11 protein-coding genes are annotated in these 14,036 nt (G+C 62.3%); all 11 read left to right on the forward strand.

What is annotated here, in order from left to right:
* Window positions 1-137 precede the first annotated feature (137 nt).
* Window positions 138-632 (forward strand): ribosome maturation factor RimP, encoded by a 495-nt coding sequence (gene rimP, locus I5R65_RS16465; protein WP_180668934.1) that lies wholly within the window; start codon window positions 138-140, stop codon window positions 630-632.
* Window positions 629-2,188, forward strand: a complete 1,560-nt coding sequence (nusA, locus tag I5R65_RS16470) for a transcription termination factor NusA (protein WP_180668935.1) — start codon at window positions 629-631, stop codon at window positions 2,186-2,188. Before rimP ends, nusA begins: the two co-directional genes overlap by 4 nt.
* 51 nt (window positions 2,189-2,239) lie before the next feature.
* Entirely contained in the window at window positions 2,240-5,110 is a 2,871-nt protein-coding gene (gene infB, locus I5R65_RS16475) for a translation initiation factor IF-2 (RefSeq protein WP_180668936.1), read from the forward strand.
* A 109-nt stretch (window positions 5,111-5,219) separates the two neighbouring features.
* Entirely contained in the window at window positions 5,220-5,612 is a 393-nt protein-coding gene (gene rbfA / locus I5R65_RS16480; RefSeq protein ID WP_013235544.1) for a 30S ribosome-binding factor RbfA, read from the forward strand.
* Window positions 5,613-5,710: 98 nt separating this feature from the next.
* On the forward strand, window positions 5,711-6,727 hold the full coding sequence (truB, locus tag I5R65_RS16485) for a tRNA pseudouridine(55) synthase TruB (RefSeq protein WP_180668937.1): 1,017 nt from the start codon (window positions 5,711-5,713) through the stop codon (window positions 6,725-6,727).
* Window positions 6,728-6,879: 152 nt separating this feature from the next.
* A complete protein-coding gene (gene typA, locus I5R65_RS16490; protein WP_180668938.1) occupies window positions 6,880-8,721 on the forward strand; it encodes a translational GTPase TypA in 1,842 nt (613 codons plus the stop codon).
* A gap of 606 nt (window positions 8,722-9,327) precedes the next feature.
* Window positions 9,328-10,341 (forward strand): tRNA dihydrouridine(20/20a) synthase DusA, encoded by a 1,014-nt coding sequence (dusA, locus tag I5R65_RS16495; RefSeq protein ID WP_180668939.1) that lies wholly within the window; start codon window positions 9,328-9,330, stop codon window positions 10,339-10,341.
* Window positions 10,342-10,407: 66 nt separating this feature from the next.
* Window positions 10,408-11,529, forward strand: coding sequence for a bifunctional 3,4-dihydroxy-2-butanone-4-phosphate synthase/GTP cyclohydrolase II (ribBA, locus tag I5R65_RS16500; RefSeq protein ID WP_180668940.1), 1,122 nt, complete (start codon window positions 10,408-10,410; stop codon window positions 11,527-11,529).
* Window positions 11,530-11,586: 57 nt separating this feature from the next.
* Window positions 11,587-12,072 (forward strand): 6,7-dimethyl-8-ribityllumazine synthase, encoded by a 486-nt coding sequence (gene ribH, locus I5R65_RS16505; protein ID WP_006465461.1) that lies wholly within the window; start codon window positions 11,587-11,589, stop codon window positions 12,070-12,072.
* A gap of 115 nt (window positions 12,073-12,187) precedes the next feature.
* Window positions 12,188-12,658 (forward strand): transcription antitermination factor NusB, encoded by a 471-nt coding sequence (nusB, locus tag I5R65_RS16510; protein WP_039877107.1) that lies wholly within the window; start codon window positions 12,188-12,190, stop codon window positions 12,656-12,658.
* A gap of 114 nt (window positions 12,659-12,772) precedes the next feature.
* Window positions 12,773-13,960, forward strand: coding sequence for a pyridoxal phosphate-dependent aminotransferase (locus I5R65_RS16515; protein WP_180668941.1), 1,188 nt, complete (start codon window positions 12,773-12,775; stop codon window positions 13,958-13,960).
* Window positions 13,961-14,036 lie beyond the last annotated feature (76 nt).

A 14,036-nucleotide genomic window follows, 5' to 3' on the forward strand; every position in this document is an offset into this window, starting at 1 on the left:
GGCGGTTCGCGTGATGTGTGATCTCGATTTGTGTAGAGATAACAAAAGATGGGCAGATGCCCATTTTTTTTTTGCTGTTCAATTTTGGATGTCTGCCTGCCGCTCCGGCAAAGCAGCGTCGTCATGGAGAAAAAGTCTTGCAATTGCTGGAACTGATCGAATCCACCCTTTCGGGCCTGGGCTACGAACTGGTCGAGTTCGAGAAGGCGCCGCGCGGTCTGATGCGCGTCTTTATCGATTTCCCGTTCGATCCTGATACGGAAGAAGCGCGTTCGATCACTGTCGAGGATTGCGAGAAGGCGACGCACCAGCTGTTGCACGTCTTCACCGTGGAAGACGTGGTCTACGAGCGCCTGGAAGTGTCCTCGCCCGGACTGGATCGCCCCCTGAAGAAATTTACCGACTTCGTACGTTTCGTCGATTGCGAAGCGGTCGTCAAGTTGCGCGTGCCGCTGCCTGATACCGCCAATCGCAAGACCTACGAAGGTGTGTTGCGTGCGCCCGAAGGCGAGGAACTGGTATTGGAATTTGAAGCAAACGATGGGTCGGCTGCCGTGTTGAATTTCACGCTGGCCGATGTGGATAAGGCACACCTGGTGCCGCAGGTCGATTTTAGGAGTCGCAAAGGATGAGTCGCGAAATTTTGTTGTTGGTCGATGCGCTGGCGCGCGAAAAGAACGTCGATAAGGAAGTCGTCTTCGGCGCATTGGAGCATGCCCTGGCGCAGGCTACCAAGAAGCGCTATGAAGGCGAGGTCGACATTCGCGTCTCCATCGATCGCGAGAGCGGCGAGTTCGAATCCTTCCGCCGCTGGCACGTGGTGCCCGACGAGGCCGGCCTGCAACTGCCTGACCAGGAAGTGCTGCTGTTCGAAGCCAAGGAGCAGTTCCCCGACATCGAAGTGGACGAATACATCGAAGACCCGATCGAGTCCGTGGAATTCGGTCGTCGCTTTGCACAGGACACCAAACAGGTGGTCCTGCAGCGCATCCGCGACGCCGAGCGCGAGCAGATCCTGGCCGACTTCCTGGCCCGTGGCGATGCCCTGGTGACCGGTACCATCAAGCGCATGGAGCGCGGTGATGCCATCATCGAATCCGGCAAGATCGAAGCCCGCCTGCCGCGCGACCAGATGATCCCCAAGGAAAACCTGCGCATCGGCGACCGCGTCCGTGCCTATATCCTGCGCGTGGATCGTGGCGCCCGTGGCCCGCAGGTGATCCTGTCGCGCACCGCGCCGGAATTCATCATGAAGCTGTTCGAACTGGAAGTGCCGGAAATCGAACAAGGCTCGCTGGAAATCAAATCTGCCGCCCGTGACCCGGGTGTGCGCGCCAAGATCGCGGTCTATACGGCCGACAAGCGCATCGATCCCATCGGCACTTGCGTGGGCATGCGCGGTTCGCGGGTGCAGGCCGTGACCGGTGAGCTGGGTGGCGAGCGCGTGGACATCGTGCTGTGGTCGGAAGACCCGGCGCAGTTCGTCATCGGCGCGCTGGCGCCGGCCAACGTCAGCTCCATCGTGGTCGATGAAGAAAAGCATGCCATGGACGTGGTGGTGGACGAAGAGAACCTGGCCATCGCCATCGGCCGCGGCGGTCAGAACGTGCGTCTGGCAGCCGAACTGACCCGCTGGCAGATCAACATCATGACGGCCGAGGAATCGGCCGACAAGTCGGCGGCCGAGACCGCGCTGATCCGTACGCTGTTCATGGAAAAGCTCGATGTCGACCAGGAAGTGGCCGACATCCTGGTCGAGGAAGGTTTCTCGACCCTGGAAGAAATCGCCTACGTGCCGATCACCGAGATGCTCGAGATCGAATCGTTCGACGAAGAGACCGTCAATGAGCTGCGCAACCGCGCCCGCGACGCCCTGGTGACCGAAGCGATCGCCTCCGAAGAAGGCCTGGAAGGCATGGAAGAGGAGCTGATCAACTTCGAGGGCCTGGACCGTGTGCTGGCCGGCAAGCTGGGCCTGGCTGGCGTGAAGACGCTGTCGGCCTTCGCTGGCCTGGCTTATGACGAATTCGGCGCGATCCTGGCCCTGCCTTCCGAGCGCGCGCGCCAACTGATTGAAAATGCATTTGAAGATGTGACCGACGATGAAATGAAGCTCATCGATTCCAAATACGATGAGCGCGCCAAGGCCCTGCAGGCCAAGGCATGGAGCGCAGTCGAAGGCCGCTGAGAAGCGGTGCGTCTCCACATCATCTGCCGAGCACATAGAAAAGAGGACTGAATGGCGAGTAACAACGTTGCCCAATTTGCCACCGAGCTAAAAATGCCCGCTGACCTGCTGCTGACCCAGCTGCGTTCGGCCGGCGTCGAGAAGAGCTCTGCATCCGACTCCCTGTCGAAAGAAGACAAGGACCGCCTGCTTGAACACCTGCGTCGAGCGCGCGGGGCCGCGCCGGAAAGCGAGAAGAAAAAGATCACGCTGACCCGCAAGGAAACCACCGAGATCAAGCAGGCCGATGCAACCGGCAAATCGCGCACGATCCAGGTGGAAGTGCGCAAGAAGCGTACCTTCATCAAGCGTGACGAGCCCACCGTGGAAGAAACCGCAGCGCGTGCTGCGGCGGTCCCACGCGATCCGGCTATCGAAGCGCAGGAACGTGAGCAGGAGGAGGCTCGTCGTCAGGCCGAACTGAAGGCCCAGCAAGAGCGCCTGGAGCAACTGGAGGCCGAACGCGCCGCCCAGGCCAAGGCTGCCGAGCTGGAGCAGCAGCGCGCCCGTGAAGAAGCCGAGGCCGAAGCCAAGCGCCAGGCCGCTGAAGCTGCTGCCGCCGCTGCCGAAGCCGAGAAAACCAAGGCCACTGTCCCGGCAGCAACTGCTGCCGCTGCTGCACCGGCGCCGGCGGTTGATCCGGCTGTCGAAGAGAAGAAGCGCGCTGCCGCCGAGGAAGCCAAGAAGAAGGCCGATGCTGCCGCCAAGGAAGCCGCCGACCGTGCCGCCGCCAACGAGCGTGCACGCAAGGCCGTGGAAGACGAAGTGGCCCAGATCAAGGCCATGATGAATGCGCCGCGTCGCGTCATCAAGGCGCCCGAGCCTGCTGCACCTGCTGCCAAGACGTCCGAAGGCACGCTGCACAAGCCGGCTGCCGGCGCCAAGCCTGGCGAAAAGAAGGATGACAAGAAGCCGGTCGTGGCTGCAGACAAGAAGTCGATCAAGTCGGCCAACGTCTCCTCCACCTGGCAGGACGATGCCAAGAAGCGTGGCACCGGCGGCATGAAGTCGCGCGGCGCCACCGGTGGCGGTGGTCGTGACGGCTGGCGTGCCGGCCCCAAGGGCCGCCGTCATTCGCATGGCGACGACCAGCGTGAAAGCAACTTCCAGGTGCCCACCGAGGCCGTGGTGCATGATGTCTACGTGCCGGAAACCATCACCGTGGCCGAAGTGGCCCACAAGATGGCAGTCAAGGCTTCGGAAGTCATCAAGCATCTGATGAAGCTGGGCCAGATGGTCACCATCAACCAGGTGCTGGATCAGGAAACCGCGATGATCGTGGTGGAAGAAATGGGCCACCGCGCCCACGCCGCCAAGGCGGAGGATCCGGAAGCACTGCTGGTCGAAGGTGAGGAGCATTCCGACGCCGAGGCAATGCCGCGCGCACCGGTGGTCACCGTCATGGGCCACGTCGACCACGGCAAGACCTCGCTGCTGGACTACATCCGTCGCACCAAGGTGGCCTCGGGCGAAGCCGGTGGCATTACCCAGCACATCGGTGCGTACCACGTGGAAACTCCGCGCGGCATGATCACCTTCCTGGATACCCCGGGCCACGAGGCGTTCACCGCCATGCGTGCCCGTGGTGCCAAGGCGACCGACATCGTGATCCTGGTGGTGGCGGCCGACGACGGCGTGATGCCGCAGACCAAGGAAGCCATCGCCCACGCCAAGGCCGGCGGCGTGCCGCTGGTGGTGGCGATCAACAAGATCGACAAGCCGGGCGCCAACCTCGACCGCGTCAAGCAGGAACTGATTGCCGAAGAAGTGGTGCCGGAAGAATACGGTGGCGATGCCCCGTTCATCTCGGTATCGGCCAAGACCGGCGAAGGCATCGACTCGCTGCTGGAAAACGTGCTGCTGCAGGCCGAAGTGCTGGAACTGACCGCGCCGGTCGATGTACCGGCCCGTGGCCTGGTGATCGAAGCCAAGCTGGACAAGGGCCGTGGCCCGGTGGCAACGATCCTGGTGCAATCCGGTACCCTGAAGCGCGGCGACGTCGTGTTGGCCGGTTCGGCTTATGGCCGCGTGCGCGCCATGCTGGACGAAAATGGCAAGAACATCGCCGAGGCGGGCCCGTCCCTGCCGGTGGAAATCCAGGGCCTGACCGAAGTGCCCTCCGCCGGTGAAGAAGTGGTGGTCATGACCGACGAGCGCAAGGCGCGCGAAATCGGCCTGTTCCGTCAGGGCAAGTTCCGCGACGTGAAGCTGGCCAAGCAGCAGGCCGCCAAGCTGGAAAACATGTTCGACCAGATGACCGAAGGCGAGGTCAAGAACCTGCCGATGATCATCAAGACCGACGTGCAAGGTTCGCAGGAAGCGTTGGTGCAGTCGCTGCAGAAGCTGTCCACCAGCGAAGTGCGCGTCCAGGTGGTGCATGCCGCCGTGGGTGGCATCAGCGAAAACGACGTCAACCTGGCTGTGGCCTCCAAGGCCGTCATCATCGGCTTCAACACCCGTGCCGATGCGTCGGCGCGCAAGCTGGCCGAAGCTTCGGGCGTGGACATCCGTTACTACAACATCATTTACGATGCGGTGGACGAGGTGAAGGCCGCGATGTCCGGCATGCTGTCGCCGGAGAAGCGCGAACAGGCGCTGGGTCTGGTGGAAATCCGCCAGGTGTTCGTGGTCAGCAAGGTGGGTTCGATTGCCGGCTGCTACGTGCTGGAAGGCCTGGTCAAGCGTGGCTCGCAAGTACGTCTGCTGCGCAACAACGTGGTGGTATGGACCGGCGAACTGGACTCGCTCAAGCGCTTCAAGGACGACGTCAAGGAAGTCAAGTCGGGCTTCGAGTGCGGTCTCTCGCTCAAGGGCTACAACGACATCGAAGTGGGCGATCAGCTCGAAATCTTCGAAGTGCAAGAAGTCGCCCGTACCCTGTAATGCAATACGCCGGCGCATCGTTCGCGATGTGCCGGCATCACTGGCAAGATCCGTCGCAGCAACGCGGGAATCCTCCCGCCACGCCATCGACGGATTGTTTTTTTAAAGCATGGCAAAACATAGCAAATCCATTCCCGGGCGCGGCTTGCGCGTGGCCGACCAGATCCAGCGCGATCTGTCGGAGTTGATCGCCTTCGAGCTGAAGGACCCGCGGGTGGGCATGATCACCATTACCGAAGTGCAGGTCACCCCGGACTACGCGCACGCCAAGGTCTTCTTCACCACGCTGGTGGACAACCCCGAGGCGATCAAGAACACCCTGGCCGGACTGCGCAAGGCGGGCGGTTACCTGCGTACCCAACTGGGTCGGCGCCTGACCATCCATACCTTGCCGGAACTGCATTTCGTGCACGACAACTCGACTGCACGCGGCATTGAAATGTCGCGCCTGATCGACGAGGCCAACGCCACCCGCGCCAAGGATTCGGACGACGAGGCCTGAGCTAGGCGTCGGCTGCGAGGTAGCATTGCAGCTTTCTTCATCATCTTCGAACCGGTCTGCGATCCCGTCATCGGGGCGCGAGGCCGGTCTTGCATTTCATGGCTGAAAACATGACGGCGGACCCCGCGTCCGCTTCCCCCGATAGCGCGCCGGAGCAGGGCAAGCGCAGCAAGCGCGGCCAGCCGCAACGGCCGCCGCGTCCGCCACGCGTGCCGGTGCACGGCGTGCTGCTGCTGGACAAGCCGGTCGGCCTGTCCTCCAACGACGCCCTGATCCGCGCCAAGCGCATGCTCAACGCGCCCAAGGCGGGCCATACCGGTACCCTGGATCCGTTTGCCACCGGCCTGCTGCCGTTGTGCTTCGGCGAAGCCACCAAGTTCTCCCAGGACCTGCTGGAAGCCGACAAGACCTACGAGGCCCTCGTACATCTGGGCGTGCGTACAGATACCGGCGACACCGAGGGCCAGGTCATCGGCGAGCGACCGGTGGAGGTCAGCGTGGCGCAGATCGAAGCTGCCATGGCGCAGTTCCGTGGCCCGATCAGCCAGGTTCCGCCCATGCACTCGGCGCTGAAGCGGGACGGCAAGCCCTTGTACGAATACGCCCGCGCCGGTATCACGCTGGAGCGTGAAGCGCGTGACGTGACCATCCATGCGCTGGAGTTGCTGGATTACCAGGCGCCGATGTTGCGTATCCGCGTCACCTGCAGCAAAGGGACGTATATCCGCGTGCTGGGTGAAGATATCGGCGAGGTCCTGGGCTGTGGCGCGCACCTGAACGCCCTGCGCCGCATCGGTGTCGGCCCGCTGACGCTGGAGGGCGCGGTCACGCTGGAACAGTTCGATGCCCCTGGTGACGTTGAATCCCGCAAGGCCATGCTGTTGCCCGTCGATGGTCTGCTGCGCAGCTTCCCGGCGGTGCAACTGACTGACGCGCTGGCGCGCCGTTTCCTGCACGGGCAGCGCCTGCCGCTGGGTAAGGAAGGCATCGCCGTGCCGGAGCAGACCGGGCGGGTGCGCGTCTATCGCAGTTCGGATGGCGCCTTGCTGGGCACCGGACTGTTGCAGGAATACGCCATCCTGGCGCCGGAACGGCTGGTGTCTACGGCCTCCTAGCACCGAGTAGTAGAGCGGCTTGCAGCAGACCTTCCCAGGGAGTGTCCCGGGTGCCGGCAAGCCGTTGAAAACACAGGTTTTTTCAAAGTTCATGCGTCGCAACATGCTATAATGCGCGCCTCCCAAGAATCGGCATTCCAACCACAGTCACCATGTCAAACAATATCCGCGCAATTCGCAACATCGCCATCATCGCCCACGTTGACCACGGCAAGACCACCCTGGTGGACCAGCTGCTGCGCCAGTCCGGTACCTTCCGCGACAACCAGCAAGTGGACAACCGCGTGATGGACTCCAACGACATCGAAAAGGAACGCGGCATCACCATCCTGTCGAAGAACTGCGCGGTGGAGTACAAGGGCACCCACATCAACATCGTCGATACCCCGGGCCACGCCGACTTCGGCGGAGAGGTCGAGCGCGTGCTGTCGATGGTCGATTCCGTGCTGCTGCTGGTGGATGCACAGGAAGGCCCGATGCCGCAGACCCGCTTCGTGACCCGCAAGGCGCTGGCCCTGGGCCTGAAGCCCATCGTGGTCCTGAACAAGATCGATCGCCCGGGCGCACGCGCCGAGTGGGCCATCAACGCCACCTTCGAACTGTTCGACAAACTGGGTGCTACCGAAGAACAGCTGGACTTCCCCGTGATCTACGCCTCGGGCCTGAACGGCTACGCCAGCATGGATCCGGACGCGCGTGACGGCAGCATGGAGCCGCTGTTCGACGCCATCCTGAAGTACGTCCCGGCCCGCAAGGATGATCCGGACGCACCGCTGCAACTGCAGATCACCTCGCTGGAATACTCCTCCTACGTCGGCAAGATCGGCGTCGGCCGCATCCTGGCTGGTCGCGTCAAGGGTGGCCAGGACGTGGTGTGGATGAACGGTCCCGAAGACAAGCCGACCAAGGCCCGCATCAACCAGGTGCTGACCTTCAAGGGCCTGGAGCGCGTGCTGGTGGACGAAGCCCTGGCCGGCGACATCGTGCTGATCAACGGTATCGAGGAAATCGGCATCGGCTCCACCCTCTGTGCGCCGGATGCGCCCAACGGCCTGCCGATGCTGAAGGTGGACGAACCGACCCTGACCATGAACTTCATGGTCAACACCTCGCCGCTGGCTGGTCGCGAAGGCAAGTTCGTCACCACCCGCCAGATCCGCGACCGCCTGGAAAAGGAACTGAAGTCCAACATGGCCCTGCGCGTGGTGCAGGCCGAGAACGACGACTCGACCTACGAAGTGTCGGGTCGTGGTGAATTGCACCTGACCATCCTGATCGAAAACATGCGCCGCGAAGGTTTCGAACTGGCCGTCTCGCGTCCGCGCGTGGTGTTCAAGATGGTCGACGGCGTGCGTCAAGAGCCGTATGAAAACCTGACCGTGGATGTCGAGGAAACCCACCAGGGTGGCGTCATGGAAGAGCTGGGCCGTCGTCGTGGCGACCTGCAGAACATGGAACCGGACGGCAAGGGCCGTGTGCGCCTGGAATACCACATCCCGGCACGTGGCCTGATCGGCTTCCAGGGCGAATTCATGACCCTGACCCGCGGTACCGGCCTGATGAGCCACGTCTTCGATGACTACGCCGTGGTTGACGCCACCAAGGGCGAAATGGCCGGCCGTCGCAATGGCGTGCTGATCTCCCAGGACGACGGCGCCGCCGTGGCCTACGCACTGTGGAAGCTGCAGGATCGCGGCCGCATGTTCGTCAGTCACAACGACCCGGTCTACGAAGGCATGATCATCGGCATCCACTCGCGCGACAACGACCTGGTGGTCAACCCGATCAAGGGCAAGCAACTGACCAACGTGCGCGCTTCCGGTACCGACGAAGCCGTGCGCCTGGTGCCGCCGATCGAGCTGTCGCTGGAATACGCGGTGGAATTCATCGAGGACGACGAGCTGGTCGAAGTCACCCCGAAGAGCATCCGTCTGCGCAAGCGTCACCTGAAGGAACATGAGCGCAAGAAGGCATCGCGCGAAGAATCGGTCTAAGGGAGCGGGGCGGCTGGCAACGGTCGCCGGAGTGAGGTGGGTTGTGCTGATATGTGATTCGTGAATAACTGATATCAGCACAATAAAGCAGACAGCCATGATGCACTGCCATATAGTTACACCTGTCTCCTCCAATTTCCTCCTAAAGAATTGGATTCAAGCCCGCAACTTCGGTTGTGGGCTTTTTTTTTGCCGATTTCGCCGTGACGACGTATCGCGCGGGTTTCCGGGCTTTCCGGTCGCATTTCGGCGCCGGATTTCCCTTTATCTCGCTGCTAGTAGAGATGAACATTTGTCCAAAATGGATTTTGTTGCGCTGTTTTTGTGCATTGCGAAATGACGACTGCCGGTTTGTGGTGCAGAATCGAGTCCGCTGTACGAAAAATCCTATCTCGAAGAGGATAGAGGGGACACCAGCCCGCAACGCGCAAGCCTTGCGGGCTTTCTATTTGTCGCTGCTATCCGCCATTGCTGGCGTAAGCTGGAAAGACCGTCGGGACGGCGCCGAAGTACGATTGCGATGATTGCGACGAGTGTGCCTATCCCATCGTCGCCCCCCGCGCCCGAAGGCGCAAACGAACCTTGATTGATGCATTTCGTCAGCCCATGAAGAAAGACCTGCCTCCGCGCACCCTGAGCGTCGCCCCGATGATGGATTGGACCGACCGTCACTGCCGCGTCTTCCATCGCCAGATCACCCGTCACACCTGGCTCTACACTGAGATGGTGACCACCGGTGCGTTGCTGCATGGGGACGTGCCGCGTCATCTCGATTTCGATGAGCAGGAGCATCCTGTCGCCCTGCAACTGGGGGGTAGCGAGCCGGCCGACCTGGCGCACAGTGCGAAACTGGGCGAGCAGTGGGGTTATGACGAGATCAACCTGAATTGCGGCTGCCCCTCAGAGCGCGTGCAGAAAGGTGCTTTCGGCGCCTGTCTGATGGGTGAGCCGGCGCTGGTCGCCGATTGCGTCAAGGCCATGCGTGATGCAGTCTCCATCGACGTGACCGTGAAGCATCGCATCGGCATCGACCAGGTCGAGTCCTACGACTTCGTGCGTGACTTCGTTGGACAGATTGCCGATGCCGGTTGCAAGACCTTCATCGTGCATGCCCGCAACGCCATCCTCAAGGGCCTGAGCCCCAAGGAAAACCGCGAGATCCCGCCACTGAAGTATCACTACGCCTACCAGCTGAAGAAGGATTTCCCGGAGCTGGAAATCCTCATCAACGGCGGCATCAAGACCTTGCCCGAGATCGATGAGCACCTCAGGCATGTGGACGGCGTCATGCTGGGCCGCGAGGCGTATCACAATCCTTACCTGATGGCGGCTTTCGATGCCCGCTACTACGGCGATCTGGAGGGGGGGCGCCAGCCCAGCCGGGCTGAGGTGATCGAAGCGATGTTGCCGTATATCAAGCGTCAGCTGGAACTGCACGGCGACAATGGCCGCGGCCTGCGGCTCAACAGCATCACCCGCCACATGCTGGGCCTGCTGACCGGCATGCCCGGGGCGCGTGCCTTCCGCCAGACCCTGTCGGACTCCAAACGCCTGGCGCTGGGGGACCCGGCACTGTTGCTGGAAGCCCTGCAGCGTACCCAGGCCGCACAGGCCGCGTAATTGCGCAACGGAGGAGGCCCGCAATCCTTTAAAATAGCGGGTTCCAATTGGGAAAAGAGCTCGAATATGCCACTTGCTACAACCGAAGAAATCGTCGCCGAACTCCGTGCCAGTCGCATGGTGATCCTGGTCGATGAAGAAGACCGCGAAAACGAGGGTGACCTGGTGCTGGCCACCGACTTCGTCACGCCCGAAGCCATCAATTTCATGGTCACGCATGCGCGTGGCCTGGTCTGCCTGACGCTGACCGAAGAGCACGTGGACCAGCTCGACCTGCCGCTCATGGCGACCCGCAATGGCACGGCCTACGGCACCAATTTCACCGTTTCCATCGAAGCCGCCGAAGGCGTCACCACCGGTATCTCCGCCGCCGACCGCGCGCGCACCATCCAGGTGGCCGCGTCCAAGGGCGCCAAGCCGTCCGATCTGGTGCAGCCGGGCCACATCTTCCCCTTGCGCGCCCAGAAGGGCGGCGTACTGATGCGCGCCGGCCATACCGAAGCCGGTTGCGACCTGACGGCCATGGCTGGACTCACGCCGGCGTCGGTGATCTGCGAAATTCTGAAGGAAGACGGCACCATGGCCCGTCTGCCGGACCTGCTGGAATTCGCCGAGAAGCACAATCTGAAGATCGGTACCATCGCCGATCTGATCCATTACCGTAGCCGCAACGAGAGCATCATCGAACGTGTGGCCGAGCGCGAGATGCAGACCGCCCATGGTACGTTCAAGGCTGTCGCCTATCGTGACACGCCCTCTGGTGGCGCTCACCTGGCCCTGGTGCATGGCGACGTCCAGCCGGGCCGCGAGACCCTGGTGCGCGTGCATCAGCCGGTATCCATCCTGGACCTGCTGGAATCCGGCGTGACCACCCACTCGTGGAACCTTGCCTCGGCCATGAAGGCGGTGCAGGAAGCCCCGTGCGGCGTGATCGTGCTGCTCAACTGCGAAGAATCGGCGCAGCAGATGTTCGACCAGTTCGGCGCCCTGAACAAGGTCGGCACGCCCGAGGCGGCCAAGCCGACCCGTGCCGACCGTATGGACCTGCGCACCTACGGCATCGGCGCCCAGATCCTCAAGGATCTCGGCGTATGCAAGATGAAGCTGCTGGCCAGCCCGCGCAAGATGCCGTCGATGGCCGGCTTCCAGCTGGAAGTCACCGGCTATCAGACCCGCGACGGGGCCTGATTGCAGGACGACACGATTACGCAATTACGCAAGTCAACCAATCGAGAAGGAACAGCCATGACCATCGGAACCTATGAACCAGACTTCAATGGCGAAAGCTTGCGCATCGGCATCGTGCAGGCGCGCTTCAATGAAGACGTCTGCCACGGCCTGCTGGCCGCTTGCCTGGCCGAGCTGAAGCACCTGGGCGTGGCCGACGAGGACATCCTGCACGTGACCGTGCCGGGTGCGCTGGAAATCCCGCTGGCACTGCAGAAGATGGCCGAGACCGAACAGTTCGACGCCCTGATCGCGCTGGGCGCGGTCATCCGCGGCGAGACCTATCACTTCGAACTGGTCTCCAATGAATCCGGCGCCGGCATTACCCGCATCGGCCTGGACTTCGGTCTGCCCATCGCCAATGCCGTGCTCACCACCGAGAACGACGAGCAGGCCGAGGTCCGCATGGCCGAGAAGGGCGCCGATGCCGCGCGCGTCGCGGTGGAAATGGCCAACCTGTCCATCGTTCTGGAAGAACTCGGCCAGGCCACCGAAGAAGAATAAGTCCCTCCTTCCGTGCCGCTTGCAGCGCAGGCAGCACGGCAGTGCCGACGTCCGCCATCGGGCCGGCACTCGCATTCATCAGTTTCAGTCATTCAAGGCCCCGGCCGCATTCATCATGTCGAACAAATCTCAACACGCCAATTCGAACAAGAACCGCACTCCGCGTCACCGCGCCCGCGAGTTCGCGTTGCAGGGCTTGTACCAGTGGTTGCTCAACCACGAGCATGCGGGCGCCATCGAAGCCCACATCCGCGAAGCCCACGGTTTCGACAAGGCCGACGCCGAGCATTTCGATGCGCTCCTCACCGGTGCCATCCGCGACGCCGAGAAGCTGCGCGCTGGCCTGTCGCCGCTGATCGACCGTCCCATCAAGGAACTGTCGCCGGTGGAACACGCGGCCCTGCTGATCGGTGCCTACGAGCTGCAGAACCACATCGAGATTCCCTACAAGGTGGTCATCAACGAAGCGGTCGAACTGACCAAGTCCTTCGGCGGCATCGATGGTCACAAGTACGTCAACGGCGTGCTGGACCGATTTGCGGCCCAGACGCGTGCCACCGAAGTGGAAGCTGCCGGCCGTCGTTGAACCGGACGGGCTCGCTTTGGCGGCGAGCCTGGTGGCCTGCCGTTCTGGCCCGTTTTTGCTCGTGTTTTCTTTCTGTTGTGTCCCTGTTGTGTGTTCGTTGTCGGGAATTAGCGCATGAACCTGAATCAACTGGCTGCACGTCTGCAGCACATTGCCCCCTTCCATGTGATGGAATTGTCCAAGAAGGCTGCCATTCTGGAGCAGCAGGGACGCCATCTGATCCACATGGGCATCGGCGAGCCGGACTTCACGGCCCCGCCCGCCGTCGTGGAGGCAGCGACCCGTGCCATGGCCGAGGGCAAGATGCAGTACACCTCGGCGACCGGCCTGCCGGCGCTGCGAACGGCGATCTCGCAGCACTATCACCAGGTCTATGGCCTGGACATCGCGCCGGAGCGCATCGTCATCACCGCCGGTGCTTCTGCTGCGCTGTTGCTGGCCTGTGCGGCGCTGGTGGACCGTGGCAGCGAAGTGCTGATGCCGGACCCCAGCTATCCTTGCAATCGCCATTTCGTGGCCGCCTTCGAAGGCCAGGCCAGGCTTATCGCCAGCGGCCCGGAACACCGTTTCCAGTTGTCGGCGCAGATGGTGCGCGAGCACTGGAGCGAGGCCACCCGGGGCGTGCTGCTGGCGTCGCCATCGAACCCCACCGGGACCTCGATTCTTCCGGATGAATTGCGCGCCATCGTCGGCGAAGTCCGCCAGCGTGGTGGCTTCACCATCGTCGATGAGATCTATCAGGGCCTGTCCTATGAGGGCGAACCGTTCTCGGCGCTGTCGCTGGGCGATGACGTGGTGGTCATCAACAGTTTCTCCAAGTATTTCAACATGACCGGCTGGCGCCTGGGGTGGCTGGTATTGCCGCCGGCGCTGGTGCCGCAGATCGAGAAGCTGGCGCAGAACCTGTTGATCTGTGCTTCCTCGATCGCGCAGCATGCGGGCGTGGCCTGCTTCACGCCAGAGACCATCGCGATCTACGAAGAGCGCAAAGCCGAATTCAAGCGACGTCGCGACTACATCGTGCCGGCACTGGAAAGTCTGGGATTCACCGTGCCGGTGGTGCCGGACGGCGCCTTCTATGTCTATGCCGACTGCAGCGCACTATCCGACGATGCCGACCGGTTGAGCCTGGAGATGCTCAATGAGGCTGGCGTGGTGCTGGTGCCGGGCCTGGATTTCGGTCCGTTCACAGCGCGTCGTTATATCCGCCTGTCCTATGCCACGTCGATGGAAAACCTGCAGGAGGCGGTAGCGCGTCTGCGCGTATTCTTCGCGCAGCGTCAGAAGGAAAAGGCCGCCTGAGCCCGGGAGCCTCGGGCAGCAGCCATAAAAAAAGGAGCCCGAGGGCTCCTTTTTTACGTTCTGAATACCGGTAATA

The sequence above is a fragment of the Herbaspirillum sp. AP02 genome (assembly GCF_015767275.1).
Taxonomy (GTDB): domain Bacteria; phylum Pseudomonadota; class Gammaproteobacteria; order Burkholderiales; family Burkholderiaceae_D; genus Herbaspirillum.